Below are 19,430 nucleotides of genomic sequence, written 5' to 3'. Positions count from 1 at the left end.
CAAGAACTCCAGAAGTGGTGGGGAGTCAGGGGCAGCGGTGTGCGGTGTGGTGTGAGCCGGGCTCGGCTCACACCTCGGGGTCGCCCGCCGGGCAGGCGATGAACTCCAGGTCGGCCAGGTCCTGTTCGGTCAGGCGGACCCGGTCGGCGCCGAGGTTCTCCGCGAGGTGGCACGGCGCCCTCGTGCCGGGCAGCGGCACCACGTGCTCGCCGAGCCTGAGCAGCCACGCCAGGGCGACCTGTGCGGGGGTGGCCTCGTGCCGGGCGGCCACGTGGGCGACTGCCCGCGTGAGAGCGGCGTCGCGGCGGACGGCGCGCGGGGCGAAGCGGGGCTGGGTGCGCCGCAAGTCGTTCGGGGGCAGGTCGTTCGGGGGCAGGTCGCCGGACCGGGACGGCGCGCCGGTCAGCAGGCCGCGGCCGAGCGGGGCGCCGGCCAGCAGCGCGATCCGGTGCTCCACCGCGTACGGCACGATGTCGTCGAGACCGCAGCGCGTGAACAGCGACACCTCGGCGGCCATCGCCGCCGCCTCGTGCACGGCTTCGGCGTCGCGAGCCCCCTGCACGGTGACGACGGGCAGCCCCAGCATGCGGATCTTTCCCGCCCAGACCTGCTCGGCCAGCGCGCCCCAGCTCTCCTCCAGCGGTACGCCGGGATCGACGCCGCGCAGCAGGTAGAGGTCGATGTGGTCCACGTGCAGCCGGCGCAGGCTCGCGTCGACCGCGGCCCTCAGCGCCTGCGGACCGCCCGCTGGCCGCAGCGCGCCGTCCGCGCCGCCGAGCAGGCCGCCGCCGGTGCACAGCACCACCTCGTCCCGGCGCCCGCGGATGGCCTCACCGATCAGCCGCTCGTTGTCCCCGGCCGCGTAGGCACCGGCCGTCTCCACGAGGTTGACCCCGAGGTCCACCGCCTCCTGGACCAGCGATACGGCCTTGCTCCTGTCTCTCAGGCCCGGGGCGTAGCGGTACGAAAGGCCCATCGCCCCCAGTCCCAGCCGGCCGACGACCGGCCCGTCCCTGCCCAGTGTTGTGGTCCGCATCCTGCGAGAACTCCCTTCTCCTCCACGGAGGAAAGCGACCACCTCATGGCAACAGCCCGGGATGCCGAAGCACAGCATTCCGCTGCTACTTGCCGACGTCGGACTACTTCGGGATGTTCACCGACGCTCAGAGCACGTCGTTGGTCAGGTCGACCGCTTGACACCAAAATGCATGCTCGTGCAACCTTCTGGTCGTCCGTCAACTCCTGCCGCACCGTCGGGGGGTGTTGTGGCCTGCGCGATGCACCGCCTATCCACCCTGAGTAACGCCCGCACACGCAGATCCGCTTGACAGCAGTTACATGCACAAGCAAGATTAATCCCCTCAGGTCAAATCGCCGGCGGCGATTTGCGTGAGCGTTTACTTGCATGTGCAGGCAATCTAGCGTCCCTTCGCTCCAGCTCCCCCTCATTCCCGTTCATTCCATCTCGTTCCACGCACGGAAGGACATCCCATGCACTGGCTCTACCTCGCGATCGCTGTCGCCTTCGAAGTCCTGGTCGCCATCGGCGCCGGAAAGGCCGAAGGCTTCAAGAACCGCAAGTGGACCACCATCACCCTGCTCAGCGGGGCCGCCGCGACCTTCTTCCTCAGCAAGGCGCTGCTGACCTTCGACGTCGGCGTCGGCTACGCCCTGTGGACGTCCGTCGCGGGCGTCGGCATCACCGTCCTCGGAGCGCTGTTCTTCGGCCAGCGTCTGAACTGGAACAAGGCGATCGGCATCCTCCTCGTCATCGGTGGCGTCGTCGGCCTCCAGCTGAGCGGTTCCGCCTGAGCCCGCCACACATCTCCCGGCCGCGCGTTCGGCGCACCCCGCAAACCATGTGACGACATCCCTGAGAAAGGACTCACCTCCCATGTCCAACGCCGTCAAGAGCTCCACCAACGCCTGGCTCATGCTCCTGCTCGCCGGAGTCTTCGAGATCGGGTACGCGCTCGCCGTCGGCGGCAGCGAAGGCTTCACCCGCCTGACCTGGTCCCTGGTCGCCGTGGTGTTCTTCCTGCTGACGCTCTACTCGCTGAGCCTTGCCCTGCGCTCGATCGACGTGAGCATCGGCTATGCCGTCTGGGCGGGTATCGGCGCGGTCGGTGCCGCGGTCTTCGGCCCGCTCTTCTTCGACGAGACCCTCACCGTGGCCAAGGGCGTCTGGCTGGCGGTCATCATCGTCGGGGTCATCTGGCTCAAGCTCGCCGACCGTACGAAGCCTGAGGCGGCTGCCGGGACAGCGAAGTCCAGGCAGCTCGCGGACAGGCCCGGCGCACTTCAGGTCTGATGTTCTCCGACCAGTACGCCCCAGGCGCCTGCCACCCATTCCCGAATGGACGGCAGGCGCCTGGGGCGTACGAAGGTGTCGTGGAGCAGGACACCGTCGGTGTTCGGGGCGGTCGGGGCGGTCGGGGTGTTCAGGTTGTTCAGGTTGTTCAGGTTGTTCAGGTTGGTCAGGGCATCATCGCGGCGCCGCGGGCGGGGGTCGCCTCGGCGCGGGTGATCACGGACGGGACCGCGATGCCCGGGAGGAGCAGGTGCCACATCTGCTGGGTGCGCTCGGGAAGGTCCTTGCGGCCGCTGACGACGTTGGAATACATCTGCATCCCCGTGCAGGCGGCGACCACGAACTCCGCGACCACGGTCGGATCGATGCCCGGCTGGAGCTCGCCGTTGTCCCGCGCCTCGTGCAGATAACCGGTCATGATCTCGCGGAAGTTCTCGTACGGTTCGGGGGCCAGGGAGCCGCCCATGGGTGCCTGTTCGTTCGTCAGCCGTACGCCCGCCCGGAGCAGCGGGTCGCGCTGTAGCTGCCACGACCACACGAGGGTGAGGTCGATGAGCCGCTGGAGGCCGCCGGTGGCAAGCAGGGGCACGAGGCTCTCCGGCTGGCTGTTCATCACCGCCTTGGCCAGGTCCTCCTTGGAGCCGAAGTGGAAATAGAGCGCCCCCGCGGTCACGCCGGCGCGCTTGAGGATGCGGGTGATGCTGGCCCCCGCGTAGCCGAACTCGTCGAAGACCTCCGCGGCCGCGCGCAGGAGTGCGCGGCGGGTCTGTTCCGCCCGCTCTTGCTTCAGTTGCGCCATACCTCTCACCTTCTCAAAAAGAACGCTCCTTATGTTATCCGGGCCGGCCGCGGTCCGGGCAAGCCCGCTTCGCGCGTGGTGCGCCTACATCGACTCGGCGAGCATGGGGTGCATTCCGCCGCGTACCGCCCACCGGCGGCTCCGCCCCATCGGGCGGAGCCGCCGGCCATGACCGACGTCGCCGGCTGTCGCCGGCCGTCACCGACCGGGAGCCCCCGGCCGGGGGCCGATCGCGTCCATCGCCCGTGACAGCCGCTCCAGCACCCGCACCGTCTCGGCGAAGTCCGCCGCCCCCAACTCCTCGGCGAGGCGCGCCGCGAGGGCCGCGTGGCCGGGGCCGATCGCGCGGTTCGCCGCGCGGCCCGCCTCGGTCGGGGCGAGCAGTTTCGCGCGGCGGTGGGCGGGGTTCGGTTCGTACGCCGCGAGCCCGCGCTCGACCAGCAGGTCCGCGATCCGCTGCACGCTCTGCCGGGTGATGCCCATCTCGCGGGCGATCCCGGAGACCGGCAGCGGCTGCGGCAGTACGGCTCCGAGGACCTGCCACCAGGCCGCCGTCAGGCCGGCCGGGGCGGCCAGCTTCTCTGCCACGGCGAGGAATTGGCCGTTGAGCCGGAAGACGCCGAGCGCGCTCCTGCTGAGCAGTTCGGGCGCGCTCGCCCGCTCCGGATCGCCGCTCATGAGTTGAGGATTTCGAAAGCGCTCGCGTCCGAGTTCTTGAACAGCCGGTACCAGGCGTCCAGCTTCTCGCCCTCGTACACCCCGAGCAGCGCGAAGATCTCGCGGGCGAACGCGACGGGCTCGGTCGGGCCGGCCGTGATCACGCCGCCGTCCGTGACCGCGTCCGCGTCGCGGTAGTGCTTGCCGCCCCGGTAGCCGCTGGCGTCCAGGTAGAAGCTGACGGCGCTGGTGTGCGCCCGGTCGTCCAGCAATCCCTCGCGGGCCAGCCCCGCCGTGGCGCCGCAGATCGCGGCGACGGGGATGCCCAGGCCCAGGAGGCGGCGCGCGGCGTGTGCGAAAGGTGCCAGGTCGTCGCCGGTGTCCCAGAGGGAGGCGCCCGGGAGGATGAACAGCGCCGCGTCGCCGGGCTCACCGAGCTGGTCCAGCTCGCTCAGTGTGATGTCGGGCACGACGCGCAGGCCGCCCATGCTGGTGACGGGGCCGGCGCCGGGGCCGACGGTACGCACGGTGAAGCCGTTCTGGGTGAGGTGCGCGGTGGCGTAACCGGTCTCCCAGTCGGCGAGGGTGTCGTACACGGCGAGGTAGACGGTCTTGCCGGTCATGGTGCTCATGCTCATGGTGCTCATGGCGGGCTCCTTGGTTGCTATGACAGCAGTCTGTCATTACGGCAGCATGCTGTCAAAGGTCGAGGGGCGACGGGAGGGCGACATCCTGCCGAGTCACACCGCCCACAGCGGACAAGGTGGTGATGTCGGGTCCCACCCGTCCCGATCTACGCTGGATGTATGACCGCTCACCTCGGCGCTGCCGACCCGAAGACGGGCGCGGCCGTCAAGGCCGCCGACCGCGCGCATGTGTTCCACTCCTGGTCCGCCCAGGAACTGATCGATCCCGTCCCCGTCGCCGGCGCCGAGGGTTCGTACTTCTGGGACTACGAAGGCAACCGCTACCTCGACTTCACCAGTGGCCTCGTCTTCGCCAACATCGGCTACCAGCACCCCGCCGTCGTGGCCGCGATCCAGGAGCAGGCGGGCCGGCTCAGCACCTTCGCCCCGGCCTTCGCCGTCGACGTACGCTCCGAGGCCGCGCGTCTCATCGCCGAGCGGACCCCCGGCGACCTCGACAAGATCTTCTTCACGAACGGCGGCGCGGAGGCCGTCGAGAACGCCGTACGGATGGCCCGGCTGCACACCGGCCGCCCCAAGGTGCTCTCCGCCTACCGCTCGTACCACGGCGGCACCTCCACCGCGATCAACCTGACCGGTGACCCGCGCCGCTGGGCGTCCGACTCCGGCAACGCGGGCGTCGTCCGCTTCTGGGCGCCGTTCCTCTACCGCTCGCCCTTCTACGCCACCACCGAGGCCGAGGAGTGCGCCCGCGCGCTGGAACACCTGGAGGCGACCATCGCCTTCGAGGGGCCCGCGACGATCGCCGCGATCATCCTGGAGACGATCCCCGGCACGGCGGGCGTCATGCCGCCGCCGCCCGGCTACCTCGCGGGCGTACGGGAGCTGTGCGACCGGCACGGCATCGTCCTCGTCCTGGACGAGGTGATGGCGGGCTTCGGCCGCACCGGCGAGTGGTTCGCCGCCGAGCACTTCGACGTCGTGCCCGACCTGCTGACCTTCGCGAAGGGCGTCAACTCCGGTTACGTACCGCTCGGCGGCGTCGCGATCTCCGCCAAGATCGCGGACACCTTCGCGACCCGCCCGTACCCCGGCGGCCTCACCTACTCCGGCCACCCGCTCGCCTGCGCGGCGGCCGTCGCGACGCTTCGGGTGATGGCCGAGGAGAAGATCGTCGAGCACGCGGCGCACATCGGCGAGACGGTCCTCGGCCCCGGCCTGCGCGAGCTGGCCGAGCGGCACCCCTCGGTGGGCGAGGTACGCGGACTGGGCGCGTTCTGGGCGCTCGATCTCGTACGGAACCGGGAGACGCGCGAGCCGCTGGTGCCGTACAACGCGAGCGGCGAGGCGAACGCGCCGATGGCCGCGTTCGCCGCCGCGTGCAAGAAGGGCGGGCTGTGGCCGTTCGTGAACATGAACCGGACGCACGTGGTGCCGCCCTGCAATGTCACCGAGGGGGAGGCCAAGGAGGGGCTGGCGATCCTGGACGCGGCGCTGGCGGTGGCGGACGAGCACGTGGTCTGAGGCGGGCCGAATTCAGCCCGCCCGGCGGCTGTCCGGCCCCGTCATCGGCACGTCTCGCGGTGGTCCAGTGACGGAAGGTGGGTCCGCCAGGCGTCCCTGGACAGCCCGCCGTCCGCCCGCTCGCACACCGCGTCCGCGATGCGCGACGGCGTGAGGGTGAAGGCGCGCGTCGTCGCACGCGGGGTCGTGACGCGCAGCGTGGTGCCGTCGTCGGCGAAGGCCAGGGCGAGTACGGGGCCGTCCACAGTCGGCAGCGGCGCGCCCGCGCTGGTCGGCGCGGCCGTGTCCCAGAACCGCAGCGTGCCGTCGGAGCCGCCGACCGCGACCTCGCTCCCGTCGGCGGAGAAGGCGAGCGCCGGCCCGGTGCTCGGGCCGCCGCCGATGGTTGCCGAACCCCCGGCGAGCACCGCGAGACGCCGCTGCCCCTCGCCGTCCCACAGGGTGACGCGGCTGTCGATGTCGCTCACGGCGAGGAACCCCCCGTCCTGGCTGAAGACGGCCTTCTCGATGATGCCCTCGCCCGCCAGGACGCGGGTGGGGCGGCGGGGCGCGGGGCGGGTCGTGGTGCGGTTCGTGGGGTCGATCAACTCGTTCTTCCCGGTGAGGACATGACCCTTCGGGCCGACGGCCAGGACGTTGCCGACGTCGGTATCCGGGTGGGCGGGCCGCTGTTTCGTCACGGGGTCGGTGCCGGTCGACCAGCGTTCCAGCACGGTACGAAACAGGTCGGACCCCGGCGAGGGGACGGTACGGCTGATGACGGCGTACCGGCCGTCCGGCGTGAGGCCGATGCCGTCGACCTTCTCACCGAGGCGGGCGGTGGCCCCGTCGCTCCCCAGGCTCCGCACGACGGCGGTGGCGGACTCCGTGCCGGCCCCGGCCCGGTAGGCGAAGGTGCGGCCGTCCGCGCCGAACACCATCAGCGCCGAAGGACAGTCGGTCACTTCGCAGGCCGGCTCGGGCAGCGTGGCCCTGAGCCGTCCGCTCGCACCGTCCCGGATCTGGACACGTCCGCCCGCCGTGACGGCGAGCGTGTCACCGTCCGGGCTGAACTGCGCCTCGGAGTAAGGCTGTTGGCGTACGGGGCGCGGAATGGCGCCCGCCAGTGAGAGCGTCCGTACGACGGCCGCCGGGTCCGACCCCGCCTCGTAGCGCAGGACCCCGCCCTCGATGTCCAGCCGCAGGGCGGACGCGCTCACGTCCCGCGCCGGGTGCCGCAGGACGGGCGCGGACAGGTCGTCGGTCCGCCACACCTGTATGGCTCCGTCTGCGGCGGTAGCCGCGTACATGCCGTCCGCGCTGAACGCGATGTCCGACGCCGATCCGATCGCGGGCCCGGACCCGTCCGCGGATTTGTGGGGGCGCCGCTCGCCGGAGCGCGCGTCCCAGATGCGCGGACCCGACTTCCCGGCCGCCGCGACGGACCGGCTGTCCGGCGTGAAGCGGAAGGTCTGGTCGCCGCACAGCTCCGGACCGATGCCGTCCGCCCACGGGGTGGGCAGCCTGCGCTGCGTACGGACGTCCCACACCTGGAGCCGTTGGGCGGGCGTACAGAGCGCCAACAGCCTGTTGTCCGGGCTGACCTGGGTGTACGGCTCCTCGTTCGGCGGCTGCGGGACGCTGAGCAGTACGCGGTGCTCGGCCGGGTCCCAGAGCTGGACGGCGGCACGGTGCGGGGGTCTGCGGTGGACGACGAGGGTCCGGCCGCCGGGCGTGAAGTCGGCCTTGAACGCGGCCCCGCCGAACGGCCGTTCAGCCGTGAGCCGGCCGGCCGCGACATCCCAGATCCGCACGCCCCGTGACGTGCGGACCGCGATCCGGCGGCCGTCGTCGCTGATGTCCAGCATCTTGGTGGCCAGCGCGCCCAGCCCCCGGTACGAAGGGAGTTGACGGTGCGTCAGCAGATCCCGGCGCTCCACCCGGTCCGGGCGCGTCATCATCAGCGTCCGGCCGTCGTCGCCGAGGTGGCGCCAGGTGTCGTTCGCGTCCTGCTCGAACGCGACCACGGGCGGCGCGGCTACGGTGTCCACGTCGCGCTGCGCGGCGGCCTCGAAGAGCGCCGCGCGGGTCTCCGGGAGGTCGGCGATCCGCCAGGCGGCGACGCTGAGGCGCAGGGCGGTGCGCGGGTCGGTGACGCGCAGCGTGTCGGCGACGGTCGCGATCCGCCGCGCCTCGGCGGCCGTGGCCTGGCGGGAGTTGACACGGCTCTGCTGCCAGGCGGTCAGACCGGCGACGGCGGCGAGGCAGAGCAGTACGGAGAGGGCGACGGTGAGGACGCGCAGCCGACGGGTGGTGCGGACGGCGGCACGTCGTACGCGCTCGTGCGCCTCGGTCGAGGCGCACAGGAAGTCGCTCTCGGTGGCGGTGAGTTCGCCGGTGAGCGCCGCGCCGCCGTCGAACGCCTCGCGCGCCGAGGCGAGTTGGGCGCCCCGGTACAGCGCGCCCGCGTCCCGCCCCAGCTCCACCCAGGTGCGCGCCGCCGCCGTGAGCGCGCGGTGCAGGCGCAGCCGGTCGCGGTCCTCCTCGATCCAGCCGCCGAGCCTGGGCCAGCCGGTGATCAGGGCCTCGTGGGCGAGGTTCACGGTGGTGACGTCGACGGTCAGGAGCCGGGCGCCGACGAGCCGTTCGAGCACGTCCGCGGTGTCCCCCGTACCGGGGACGGTGTCGAGTTCGCTCCGGTCCGCCGGGCGGCGGGTGTCCGGGGTGCCGTCACCGGGGGAGACCAGCCGCAGCAGCAGCGTCCTGGCCGCCCGCGCCTGCGCCGGGCCGAAGTCGGCGAAGACCGCCTCGGCCGTATGCGCGATCGCGCCCCGCACGCCGCCGATCGCCTCGTACGCCGCCTCGGTGAGCGTACGGCCGCTGCGTCGGCGCCACGTCTCCAGCAGGGCGTGCGACATGAGGGGGAGCCCGCCGGGCTCGTCGGCGACATCCGCCACGATACGGGCGGTCAACGACCGCTCCACGATGAGCCGTTCGGCCGTCGCAGGTCCCACGACGGCCTCCCGCAACTGGGCGGGTGACATGGGGCCGACGAGCAGGGTGGCGTCCTTGAGCGCGTCCGCGAGGGCGTGGTGCTCGGCGCACCGCCCGTAGAAGTCCGCGCGTACGGCGACGATCACGCGCAGGCGCGAGCCGGGCGCGCGGGCGCGCAGCAGCAGTTGGATGAACTCGGCGCGTTCGGCCGGGTCGCGGCAGAGGGTGAAGGTCTCCTCGAACTGGTCGACCACGACGACGGTGTCACCGGGCTCCCCGTCCGGCCGCAGCAGCTGCGCGTGGGTCTTCGCCGGATGCTCGCCGGGCGTCAGGACGCGGATCGCCGCCGGGCGGGACGGGCCGGTCGACTCACGCAGGACGGGGATGAGGCCCGCCCGCAGCAGCGACGACTTTCCGCTGCCGGACGCGCCGACGACGGCCGCGAAGCGGCGGCGGCCGGCCAGCGCGACGAGATCCGCGCGCAGTTCGTCGCGGCCGAAGAAGTGCTCGCGGTCGTCGGGGCCGAAACGCGCCAGTCCGGGGTACGGGGCGACGGTGTCGCCGCCACCGGCCATGTGGTCGGTGGCGGCGGGTACGTCGGCCATTGCCGCGCGCCAGCGTTTCTCCCACTCCTCGCGGTCCCCGCCGCACGCGGTCGCGTAGGCGAGGGCGACGGGCAGGGACGGCAGCCGTTCACCGGCCGCCGCGGCGGACAGGGTCGGCGCCGAGTAGTCCGCCCGCCGCGCCATCGCCCGGTAGGTGGGGGTGCCCGACGAGCGGCGCAGTTCGCGCAGGTCGTGGGCGAATCGCTGGACGGGCCCGGCCGTCGGATCGAGCGCCTTCTCGTGACGGCCCATGTGCACCCCCGTTCGCGCGTTTCCATTCCCGCGTGTCCGTTGTCCGTCCCCGGTCGGAGCGTAATTGATAGGCGCGGCGGGAGGGGGCTGCCCATCAATCCGCCGGCGGGTGGAGTCGGAGCCGTACCAGGTCAGAGGCGGCGCAGGACGAGAACCGGCGCCGGTCGAACGGAGCCCGCCATCCCCGCAGCCGTCCACTCCCGCGCGCCCGCCGCCCAGGTCCCCGCCGCCCGGGTGCCGGACGGGCCGTCGTCCCCGCGGCTGACCCGGTACGCGCATCTGCTCGCGCCCGCCGCCCTCGCCCTCGTGCTCGGCCTGTGGGGCATCCGGCGCGGGGGCACGCTGTGGGCCGACGAGGCGGTCACGCTGGAGATCGCGCGGCGCGACGTGTCCGAGATCTGGCAGACGCTGGGCACCGTCGACGCCGTCCACGGCCTCTACTACCTCCTGATGCACGGCCTCTTCGCGCTGTGGGATCAGCTGTCCCCGGAGGGCGGCCCGGGACTCGTCGCCCTGCGCCTGCCCTCCGTCCTCGCGACGGCAGCGGCGGCGGCGGGCGTCGGCGCGCTCGGGGCGCGGCTGGCCGGGAGACGCGTCGGGCTGCTGGCGGGGCTGGTGTTCCCGCTGCTGCCGGTGGTGCAGCGGTACGCGCAGGAGGGCCGCTCGTACGCGCTGGTGTGCGCGCTCGTCACCTGGGCGACGTGGATTCTGCTGCGCGCGGTGGACCGGCCGGGGCGCCGGCGGCTGTGGGCCGGCTACGCGGCGCTGCTGCTGGCGGCCTCGCTCCTGCACGAGTTCGCGGTGCTGGCGCTGTTGGCCCACGCGGTGACCGTGGCCCGTTCCGCCGTCCCCGCCGGGGCGAAGCGGGCGTGGCTGCTCGCGGCGTGCGCGGTGGTGGCCGGGCTGGCGCCGCTGGGGTTGTTCAGCCTGACCCAGTCCGCCCAGATCGACTGGATCGGCCCGCCGAAACCGCCCGAACTGCTGCTGTTCGCGATCCTGTCGGCGGCGGGGGTGGCGTGCGCGTACATCGCGTCGGCCAGCCGACGAACCCCCACCCGCACCCCCACCCGCACCCGCACTCCCATCCGTCTCCCCGTCCTCGCGCTTCCCCTCCTCGTCCTCCCCTCCGCCCTGCTCATCGCGCTCGCGCCGCTGCGGCATCTCTACGTCGACCGTTACGTCCTCTTCTACGCGGTCGGCCTCGCCCTCCTCGCCGCCGCCGCCCTCGACCGGCTCACCCGCCTCCCGCGCCACCGGCTCGTCCCGTACGCGACCACCGTCCTCGCGTCGGCGGCGGCGCTCGTCGCCCTGGTGCCGGCCGGGGTTCAGCTGCGCGGTCCGGAGAGCCGTAAGAACGACGCCGTCGCGATCGCCGAGGCCGTCCGGGAGACGGCTCGGCCGGGCGACGGGCTGATGTTCATGCCCTCGCGGCGCCGGGTCTGGACCCTCGTACGGCCGGCGGACTTCCGCGGCCTGACCGATCTGGCCCTGCACCGTTCCCCGCGCGCCTCGCACACGCTGTACGGCACCGAACTGCCGGCGGCGGAGATCCGCGAACGGGTGCCGGACTTCCGGCGGATCGTCGCGGTGCACGACGTCGCGGGGCAGCCGCTGGACGACACCGACCAGGAGGAGGCGAAGCGCGCGGCGCTGCGTGAGGCGTACGAGGTGTGCGGTACGCGGCGGGTCACCGGCGCGCAGATCACGGTGTACGCGCGGCCGGGCGCCTGCTGACTCCTCAACCCGCCCACCGGCCGCCCACCGGCCGCCCACCGGCCGCGCATCAGCCGCGAAGTCCCCTCCCGGCCCCTGGCTTAAGGTGTGCGAAGCCGGACGAGGGGACGAAAACCAATGCCCGCCAGCGGAGCTGTGACCCGCAACACCCTGCGGCAGCAGATCGCGGACGCACTGCGTGACGAGGTGCTGGCAGGGCGTTTGCTCCCGGGTGAGGAGTTCACCGTCAAGCACATCGCCGAGCAGTACGGCGTATCGGCGACGCCCGTCAGAGAGGCGCTGGTCGACCTGGCCGCGCAGGGGCTGCTCGACTCCGACCAGCACCGGGGCTTCCACGTCCACCAGTTCACCGTCTCCGACTTCCGCGCCATGGTCGAGGCGCGCTCGCTGATCGCCGACGGGATCTTCCGCCGCGTCGCGGTGAGCGGTCTCGGGCGGGTGCATTCCGAGACGCTGGTGTCGGTACGGCGCCGCGCCGAGGAGGCCGCGCGGGCGGCCAAGGGCGGGGACCTGGACATCCTGATCGGGTACGACCTGCGGTTCTGGCGGGAGCTGGCCGCGATCGCGGCGAACCAGTACATCTGCGACTTTCTGCACCGGATGCGCGTCCAGGCCTGGGTGTTCTCCGTGCCGTTCCTGCGCGCCGACGGCGCCTGCCGCGACTGGCTGTGGAGCGGGCACGAGCAACTGGTCGACGCGATCACGCTCGGCGACACGGACGCCGCGCGCACGGTCATCGACGCCTCCGACGCGCACTCGCTGGCGTGGGCCGACCGGCTGGATCCGGAGCTGGGACGTCCGCGAAGGTGAGCGGGTACACGATGAGTGAGAACACCGGCACGGAACCTGGCACGGATCCCGGCTGCGAACCCGGCCCGGAACCCGCCATACCTCGCGGGGCCGGCGCAGCGGCGGACCTGACCGTCGTCGTCCCCGCGTACAACGAGGAACACCGGCTGCGCCCCACCCTCGAAGCGATCCGCGCCCATCTGCGCGCCGACCCGGAGCGCTGGGGCGACTGGGAGCTGATCGTCGTGGACGACGGCTCGACGGACGGCACGGCCGCGGTCGCGGCGGAGGCCGCGGCGGCGGAGCCCCGCATCCACATCCTGACGAGCGCCGGGAACCGCGGCAAGGGGCACGCGCTGCGGCTGGGCGTCCTGGCGTCGTACGGCAGGCGCGTCCTGGTCACGGACGCGGATCTGGCGACGCCGATAGAGGAACTGGACGCGCTGGACGAGCTGTTGACGTACGGCGACGGCGACTGCGACTGCGACGGCGACTGCGACACGTACGAGGGTGAGGGCGCCACGTACGACGGCGACACGTACGAGGGCCACGACGACACGTACGACGACATGTACGACGACGCCCCCGCCCCCGCCGCCGTGATCGGCTCCCGCGCCCTCCCCGACTCCCGCATCGACATACACCAGCGCCCCCTGCGCGAACGGCTCGGCCGGCTCGGCAACCGCCTCATCCGCCTCGTCGCCGTCCGCGGCATCCGCGACACCCAGTGCGGCTTCAAGCTCTTCGACGGCGACAAGGCGCGTGCCGCCTTCGCCGCGTCCCGCCTCGACGGCTGGGGCATAGACGTCGAGATCCTGCGCCACTTCCGCCGCGCCGGCTGGCCCGTCGCCGAGGTGCCGGTGCGCTGGTCGCACCAGTCCGGGTCGAAGGTCCGCCCGGCGGACTACGGCCGTGTCCTGCTGGAACTTCTGCGGCTGCGCACCCGCACCCGCCCGGTGGACCTCGCCGTCGCCGGTCTCTTCCTCCTCGCGTCCGTCCTGCTCTACCAGGGGCTGTGGGCGGATCTCGACCGCGCGTACCTCGCCGACTCGATGCAGGACCAGAACCAGTGGGAGTGGTTCTTCGCCGTCACCGCCGACAACGTCGCGCACCTGCGCAACCCGCTGTTCACCACGTATCAGGGCTATCCCGACGGCGTGAACCTGATGGCGAACACGGTGATGCTCGGCCTGTCCGTCCCCCTGACGCCCGTCACGCTGCTCTTCGGCCCGACCGTGACCTGGGCGCTGGTCCTCACCCTCGGTCTGACGGCGACGGCCGTCGCCTGGTACTGGCTGTTCGTACGGTGGGTCACCCGCCTCCGCCCGGCGGCGGCGCTCGGCGCGGCGCTCGCCGCGTTCGCGCCGCCGATGATGTCGCACGGCACCGCGCACCCCAACTTCCTTGTGCTGTTCATGATTCCGGTGATCATCGACCGGGCGCTGCGACTCCGCGCGCCGGGGGCCGGGGGCCGGCGGCTCGTACGGGACGGTGTCCTGCTCGGCCTCTTCGCGGCGTACCAGATCTTCCTCGGTGAAGAACCGTTGCTGCTCGCCGCGATGGGCACGCTGATCTTCGCCCTGTCGTACGCGCTCGCGCGCCCCGACGTCGCACGCGTCGCCCTGCGACCGCTGCTGCGCGGGCTCGGCGTCGCGCTGGCGGTGTGTCTGCCGCTGGTGGCGTTCCCGCTGTACTGGCAGTTCTTCGGCCCGCAGAGCTACCACAGCGTCCTGCACGGCGACAACGCCGGCAACAGCCCGCTCGCCTTCCTGGAGTTCTCGGGCCGCGCGCTGCTCGGCGACGAGACGCGCGCCGACCCGCTCGCGATGAACCGCACCGAGCAGAACGCCTTCTACGGCTGGCCGCTGACCGCGCTCACCTTCGGACTCGTGGTGTGGCTGGGGCGTTCACCGCTCGTGAAGGCCCTGACGGGCACCGTGCTCCTGGCCGCGCTGCTGTCGCTGGGGCAGCAGATCCGAATCCCGTTCACCGACGTGGTGCTGCCGGGGCCGTGGCGAGCGCTGGCGCACCAGCCGCTCTTCGAGTCGGTGATCGAGTCCCGGGTGGCGATGATCTGCGCCCCGGCGCTCGGCGTCCTGATCGCGCTCGCCGTGGCCCGGATCGCGGACCTCGAACCGCGTACGCACCGGGTGGTGGGGCTGGTCGTGGTCGTCGCCGCGCTGCTGCCGATCGTGCCGACGCCGCAGCCGGTACGGGAACGGGCCGAGGTGCCGCGCTTCATCACGGAAGGCATGTACCGGGACTTCGTCGCCGAGGGCGAGAGCGTCGTACCCGTACCGCTGCCGAGCCCGGCCGACGCGGACGCGCTGCACTGGCAGTCGGCGACGGGCTTCGGCTTCTCGGTGCCCGGCGGCTACTTCAACGGGCCGTGGGGCGAGGAGCGGATGGGCATCTACGGCGCCGCGCCGCGCTACACGTCGAACCTGCTGCGCGACGTCCGCTACGGCGGCCGGATCCCGGACATCGGCACGAGCTGGCGCGCGCAGGCCAAACTGGACCTGGCGTTCTGGAAGGCGGGTGTGGTGGTGCTCGCTCCGCAGGACAACGACGAGGCGCTGTACGAGGTGATGACGGAACTGCTGGGGCGGCCGGGGGAGCGGATGGGGGGTGCGTGGGTATGGGACATGCCGAGAGCGCGTTGACGGCGAGCAGCGGTGCTGGTCGTGCCGGCTGTCTTCGCTGATCGCGTTCGCCGCATTACGCTGACCCGACGGTCGGGTTCGTACGTACGTGTACGAACCTGACGCAACCCGACGGAACCCGTTCGAACTCGTTGGAGAGCGAGCCTCCCTTGGCCTGTGACCTGTGGTTGGTCCCCCTCGTCGACGTGCTGTGCTACAGCCCCGACAACCCCTTCGCCGAAGAGATCGCCGTCTACGACAAGGCACTCGGCGACGCCGGGCTGCCGTCCGTTCCCGTCTTCGCCTACATGCCCGGCCTCTCCGGCGACGTCGCACCCGTCGCCGGCTTCGACTACGACGCGCTGCACTTCCTGCGCCGGGCGTATCTGCTCCAGATGTGCGGCCTGGCGGTCACGCCGGTGGGCGAATTGGGCGGTGACTACGAGCAGTTGCTGGAGATGTTCGAGACGACGGCCCAGCAGTCGCATCTGGTCTGGCACTACGACCACGCGGGCGCGTACGTCCCCGTGGACTACGCGTCCCCGCTCTCCAACGACGAACTCCTCGCGGGCGGCGGCCCGCTGGGCTCGACGCAGGGACTGCTGCGCGAGCTGGAACTGGTCGCCCCGTCGATCGGCATCGACCCGGCCAACCCCCCGGCCGCCCCGGCCCCGCCCCAGGGGCCGACCTCCCTGGAGGAACCGGCGGGCCCGATCCCGTACGACGACAGCCCGTTCGCCCGCGAACGCCACGTCTGGCTGGGCCTGCACGCGGCGGCGACACGGAGCCTGGGCCAAGGCTCGATGATCATCTTCAGCTGACGTTTGATGACGTCCGATGACGTCCGAAGGGGGCGGGCGGCGCGGGTGGCGACTGCCCACGCCCACCGCCCGCTCGGACGCCCCTCCCGGACGCCCCCTCCCGGACGCGCGTCAGGCGGCGCCCGCGCCGCGCGAACCGACCCCCAGCCTGTCCAGGATGTTCGTGACATGGAACTTCACCGTGAACTCGCTGATGTGCGGCACCTCGGCGATGTGCCGGTTGCGCCGACCGCGCGCCAACTGCCGCAGCACGGTCAGCGGATCGCCGCGCGGCTCCTGGGGCCGGCCGGGGACGGCGTCCACCCCCAGCCGCCCGCGGCCGGACCGGACCCCACTCCACCCCGCCCCACCCCCGCCACCCCTACCGCACATCCGGCGGTCGCTGCCGCGGCATGTTCGGGCGTGTGCCCGGCGGCAGCGGGAAGCGGCCCGGTGGCATCCCGCCACCGCCCTCCGCCCGCGCCGTACCCCCCAGCCCCGGCGACTGCGGCACCAGCGGCGCGGCCCCCGCCCGGTGCTCCACCATCCAGTCCACCGTCTCCGCCCGCACCAGCTCCGTGACGTCCTCCGAGAACCGCCGCAGCACCCCCAGGCACCGCTCCGCCGCCTCGCTCGCCGTGCCGTCCGCCGGGCCCAGCACTTCCCGTACGCACTCCGACGCCCAGTCGTACTGGAGCGCCTGCAACCGACGCTGCACCGCCTGCGCCGTCGCGACGTTCCGCATCCAGCCGGACGTCAGCCCGAAATACCGGTCGCAGCCCAGGCAGGCGGCGGCCAGCAGCAGCGCGAGGTACCCCCAGCCGGTCGCCCCGCCGCCCAGCACATCCGTCAGGTCCAGCAGCGGCAGCGCGGCGCCCGCGATCACGCCGAGGGCGGTCGCGGCCCGCAGGGCCCGCGCGCAGCGGCGCTTGCGTACGCGCGCCGCCCGGTAGCGGGCGACCGTACGCAGCGCACCCGCCTCCGCCCACCGGTACAGCTCGTCGAGCCGCTGCGCGGGCTCGCTCCAGTCCCCGGCGGGGAACGCCCCGGCGAGCGGGTCCCCGTACGCACCCCACGGCACGGCCCCCGGCGCACCCCGCGGCACGCCCTCGTCGCGGGCCGGCCTTCCGGGTTGCATGTCCGGCTGGCTCACCGGGGCACTCCTCTGCGTATCTGCGTGACTGAGCGGAAGATGGAGACGTGGATCGAGATGTGGACCGAGATGTGGATCGAGATGTGAAGGGAGTCGAAATGGCGACGTGGAAGCGAACGCGTACCGCACTTCCTACCGCCGAATGGTGGGCTCCGTGCCCGAAATCCGGGCGCTTCCCCCGCGCGGGGGCCGTGATCAGGTAGAGGAGCCGGGCACTCTCACCCGAAAGAGTTCGTTCCTGTGGGGTAGGGCGGCCCGCGTGGTGACCACGTAGGCTCGACCTGCCGATCAACCGACGTCGATATGCCAGGAGTGACCGTGATTCCCGGTGGTGGCCAGCCCAACATGCAGGAGATCCTCCAGCAGGCCCAGAAGATGCAGCAGGATCTCGCAGCGGCCCAGGAGGAACTGGCCGCGACCGAGGTCGACGGCCAGTCGGGCGGCGGTCTCGTGAAGGCGACCGTCAACGGCTCCGGGGAGCTGCGTGGCCTCGTCATCGACCCCAAGGCGGTCGATCCCGACGATACGGAGACGCTTGCCGATCTCGTCATCGCCGCCGTCCAGGCGGCGAACGAGAACGCGCAGCAGCTCCAGCAGGAGAAGCTCGGCCCGCTCGCCCAGGGCCTCGGCGGGATGCCGGGCCTGCCCTTCTAGGGAAGCCCCGCGGCAACTACCGTACGAGAACTACCGCACGAGCAAACCGAATCCGCACCTCACAGCACCAACACCAGCACCCACACCAGCACCATTACCAGGAAAGGCGATCCGTTGTACGAAGGCGTGGTCCAGGACCTCATCGACGAACTGGGCAGGCTGCCCGGCGTCGGTCCCAAGAGCGCGCAGCGGATCGCCTTCCACATCCTCCAGGCCGAACCGACCGACGTCCGCCGCCTCGCGCACACCCTGCTCGAAGTGAAGGACAAGGTCCGCTTCTGCGCGGTGTGCGGCAACGTGGCGCAGGAAGAGCGCTGCGGCATCTGCCGCGACGCCCGCCGCGATCTGACGGTCATCTGCGTCGTCGAGGAGCCCAAGGATGTCGTGGCCATCGAGCGCACCCGCGAATTCCGCGGCAAGTATCACGTGCTCGGCGGCGCGATCAGCCCCATCGAGGGCGTGGGCCCGGACGACCTGCGGATCCGTGAGCTGCTGGCCCGTCTCGCCGACGGTACGGTCACCGAACTGATCCTGGCGACCGATCCCAACCTGGAGGGCGAGGCCACGGCCACGTACCTCGCACGCATGATCAAACCGATGGGTCTGAGAGTCACACGCCTTGCCAGCGGTCTGCCCGTGGGGGGCGACCTGGAATACGCCGATGAGGTCACGCTGGGGCGTGCCTTCGAGGGGAGACGACTTCTCGATGTCTGACGCAACGCTGCACTCCACCACGCAGGACCCGGACGACTTCGCGGTCCAGATCGCCGATCAGGTCGAGAGCTTCATCGTCGCGGTCACGGAGGTCGCGAAAGGCGACGAGCCCGACAGCGCCGTGCCCTTCCTGCTCCTGGAGGTCTCCCAACTGCTCCTGGCCGGCGGCCGGCTGGGCGCCCACGAGGACATCCTCCCCGACGAGCGGTACGAGCCCGACCTGGGTCCGGAGCCGGACGTCGACGACCTGCGCGAGCGCTTCGCGGTGATCCTTGAGCCGATCGACGTGTACTCCGAGGTCTTCGACCCGTACGAGCCCCGTAAGGCGCCGGTCCCGTGCCGGATCTCCGACGACCTGGCCGACATCGTCGCCGACCTCCGCCACGGCATGGCGCACTACCGCGCGGGCCGGACGACCGAGGCGCTGTGGTGGTGGCAGTTCTCGTACTTCTCCAACTGGGGCTCCACGGCCTCGGCCGCTCTCCGCGCCCTCCAGTCCCTGGTGGCCCACGTCCGCCTCGACCAGCCCCTCCCGGCCCTGGACGGCCTGGACACGGACCAGGACCTCGGCGAGGACGTGCTGGCGGAGGAGGCGGGCAAGGTGATGGCGGAGGAGCTGGGCTCACTGGGCTTGCGGAAGGTCGCGGACCCGGCGTAGCGGTTCCGCCGCGAGTGATCCGGCCTGCCCTCCGGCGCACGCGGGGCGATCAGCGTGGCCCCATGCCGCCGCCCGCCTCCTTCAGGTCTGTCCGAACGGCGCCAGTACCCGCGCCGGCCACCCCCACTTGCCGGTTTCCCCGGCCGAACTCGCCGACGCCGCACGGGCCGCCGTCGCCGCCGGCGCGCAGGATATCCACCTCCACCCCAAGGACCGCGACGGTACGGACACACGCTGGCCGCGCACCACGTCGCGGCCGCGCGCACGGCGGTGCGCGCCGCCGTCCCCGGGATCCAGGTCGGCGTCACGACCGGCGCCTGGACGACACCTGCCCCCGAGCGGCGGGCCGCACTGGTCCGCGCCTGGACCGTGCCGCCGGACCAAGGAACATCGCGGCCGGCCTCCGCCGCAATGCCCGCGACCCGTCACCGAGGAAGCCCCCTGGCCGTTGCCGGTGCTCGGATGCCATTCAGCATGACAACACGGGCGCACGCCCGTCGGTGATGTCAGCAGACGAA

The 19,430-nt window shown here is 72.3% G+C and carries 18 protein-coding genes; 11 read left to right on the top strand and 7 right to left on the bottom strand.

Annotation, left to right across the window (positions count from 1 at the left end):
• Positions 1-67: 67 nt before the first annotated feature.
• The gene (locus OG700_RS17175) at positions 68-1,036 is read right to left on the bottom strand and encodes an aldo/keto reductase (protein ID WP_405614457.1); all 969 of its coding nucleotides are present in this window, start codon (positions 1,034-1,036) and stop codon (positions 68-70) included.
• A 455-nt stretch (positions 1,037-1,491) separates the two neighbouring features.
• Between OG700_RS17175 and OG700_RS17170 the strand changes: the two genes are divergently transcribed.
• Positions 1,492-1,812 carry a DMT family transporter gene (locus OG700_RS17170; RefSeq protein WP_405614455.1) on the top strand — a complete coding sequence of 107 codons (321 nt, stop codon included), beginning with the start codon at positions 1,492-1,494 and terminating at the stop codon, positions 1,810-1,812.
• A gap of 82 nt (positions 1,813-1,894) precedes the next feature.
• On the top strand, positions 1,895-2,311 hold the full coding sequence (locus OG700_RS17165) for a DMT family transporter (protein ID WP_405614453.1): 417 nt from the start codon (positions 1,895-1,897) through the stop codon (positions 2,309-2,311).
• Positions 2,312-2,477: 166 nt separating this feature from the next.
• On the opposite strand, the gene OG700_RS17160 is transcribed toward OG700_RS17165, so the two are convergent.
• The 3 genes from OG700_RS17160 to OG700_RS17150 form a co-directional block, all read right to left on the bottom strand.
• Positions 2,478-3,110, bottom strand: coding sequence for a ScbR family autoregulator-binding transcription factor (locus OG700_RS17160; protein ID WP_405614451.1), 633 nt, complete (start codon positions 3,108-3,110; stop codon positions 2,478-2,480).
• A gap of 198 nt (positions 3,111-3,308) precedes the next feature.
• A complete protein-coding gene (locus OG700_RS17155; RefSeq protein ID WP_405614449.1) occupies positions 3,309-3,788 on the bottom strand; it encodes a MarR family winged helix-turn-helix transcriptional regulator in 480 nt (159 codons plus the stop codon).
• Positions 3,785-4,414, bottom strand: a complete 630-nt coding sequence (locus OG700_RS17150; RefSeq protein ID WP_405614447.1) for a DJ-1/PfpI family protein — start codon at positions 4,412-4,414, stop codon at positions 3,785-3,787. Before OG700_RS17150 ends, OG700_RS17155 begins: the two co-directional genes overlap by 4 nt.
• 159 nt (positions 4,415-4,573) lie before the next feature.
• On the opposite strand from OG700_RS17150, the gene OG700_RS17145 reads away from it, so the two are divergent.
• Positions 4,574-5,938, top strand: coding sequence for an aspartate aminotransferase family protein (locus OG700_RS17145; RefSeq protein WP_405614445.1), 1,365 nt, complete (start codon positions 4,574-4,576; stop codon positions 5,936-5,938).
• A 41-nt stretch (positions 5,939-5,979) separates the two neighbouring features.
• Here OG700_RS17145 and OG700_RS17140 read toward each other — a convergent pair whose 3' ends face one another.
• Positions 5,980-9,768 (bottom strand): hypothetical protein, encoded by a 3,789-nt coding sequence (locus tag OG700_RS17140; protein WP_405614443.1) that lies wholly within the window; start codon positions 9,766-9,768, stop codon positions 5,980-5,982.
• Between the two features lie 234 nt (positions 9,769-10,002).
• Between OG700_RS17140 and OG700_RS17135 the strand changes: the two genes are divergently transcribed.
• The 4 genes from OG700_RS17135 to OG700_RS17120 all read left to right on the top strand — a co-directional run bounded on the left by OG700_RS17135 (position 10,003) and on the right by OG700_RS17120 (position 15,754).
• The gene (locus OG700_RS17135) at positions 10,003-11,502 is read left to right on the top strand and encodes a hypothetical protein (RefSeq protein ID WP_405614441.1); all 1,500 of its coding nucleotides are present in this window, start codon (positions 10,003-10,005) and stop codon (positions 11,500-11,502) included.
• Positions 11,503-11,619: 117 nt separating this feature from the next.
• Positions 11,620-12,312 carry a GntR family transcriptional regulator gene (locus OG700_RS17130; RefSeq protein WP_405614440.1) on the top strand — a complete coding sequence of 231 codons (693 nt, stop codon included), beginning with the start codon at positions 11,620-11,622 and terminating at the stop codon, positions 12,310-12,312.
• Between the two features lie 11 nt (positions 12,313-12,323).
• Positions 12,324-14,954 (top strand): dolichyl-phosphate beta-glucosyltransferase, encoded by a 2,631-nt coding sequence (locus OG700_RS17125; protein ID WP_405614438.1) that lies wholly within the window; start codon positions 12,324-12,326, stop codon positions 14,952-14,954.
• A gap of 149 nt (positions 14,955-15,103) precedes the next feature.
• Entirely contained in the window at positions 15,104-15,754 is a 651-nt protein-coding gene (locus OG700_RS17120) for a hypothetical protein (RefSeq protein ID WP_405614436.1), read from the top strand.
• Between the two features lie 111 nt (positions 15,755-15,865).
• On the opposite strand, the gene OG700_RS17115 is transcribed toward OG700_RS17120, so the two are convergent.
• Both OG700_RS17115 and OG700_RS17110 read right to left on the bottom strand, forming a co-directional pair.
• The gene (locus OG700_RS17115) at positions 15,866-16,057 is read right to left on the bottom strand and encodes a helix-turn-helix transcriptional regulator (protein ID WP_405614434.1); all 192 of its coding nucleotides are present in this window, start codon (positions 16,055-16,057) and stop codon (positions 15,866-15,868) included.
• A 58-nt stretch (positions 16,058-16,115) separates the two neighbouring features.
• A complete protein-coding gene (locus tag OG700_RS17110) occupies positions 16,116-16,886 on the bottom strand; it encodes an SLATT domain-containing protein (protein WP_405614432.1) in 771 nt (256 codons plus the stop codon).
• 318 nt (positions 16,887-17,204) lie between these two features.
• Between OG700_RS17110 and OG700_RS17105 the strand changes: the two genes are divergently transcribed.
• The 4 genes from OG700_RS17105 to OG700_RS17090 all read left to right on the top strand — a co-directional run bounded on the left by OG700_RS17105 (position 17,205) and on the right by OG700_RS17090 (position 19,390).
• Positions 17,205-17,540, top strand: a complete 336-nt coding sequence (locus OG700_RS17105) for a YbaB/EbfC family nucleoid-associated protein (protein WP_079128466.1) — start codon at positions 17,205-17,207, stop codon at positions 17,538-17,540.
• A 114-nt stretch (positions 17,541-17,654) separates the two neighbouring features.
• Positions 17,655-18,254 (top strand): recombination mediator RecR, encoded by a 600-nt coding sequence (recR, locus tag OG700_RS17100; RefSeq protein ID WP_364777554.1) that lies wholly within the window; start codon positions 17,655-17,657, stop codon positions 18,252-18,254.
• On the top strand, positions 18,247-18,912 hold the full coding sequence (locus tag OG700_RS17095) for a DUF5063 domain-containing protein (RefSeq protein WP_405614430.1): 666 nt from the start codon (positions 18,247-18,249) through the stop codon (positions 18,910-18,912). The genes recR and OG700_RS17095 overlap by 8 nt, the downstream gene beginning before the upstream one ends.
• Positions 18,913-19,039: 127 nt before the next feature.
• A complete protein-coding gene (locus OG700_RS17090; RefSeq protein WP_405614428.1) occupies positions 19,040-19,390 on the top strand; it encodes a 3-keto-5-aminohexanoate cleavage protein in 351 nt (116 codons plus the stop codon).
• The last annotated feature ends 40 nt before the right edge of the window (positions 19,391-19,430 follow it).

Source organism: Streptomyces sp. NBC_01508, from assembly GCF_045040315.1.
Classification (GTDB): domain Bacteria; phylum Actinomycetota; class Actinomycetes; order Streptomycetales; family Streptomycetaceae; genus Streptomyces.
The sequence above is the reverse complement of the archived record's forward strand: the minus strand, read 5'-3'. Positions and strand labels throughout refer to the sequence as shown.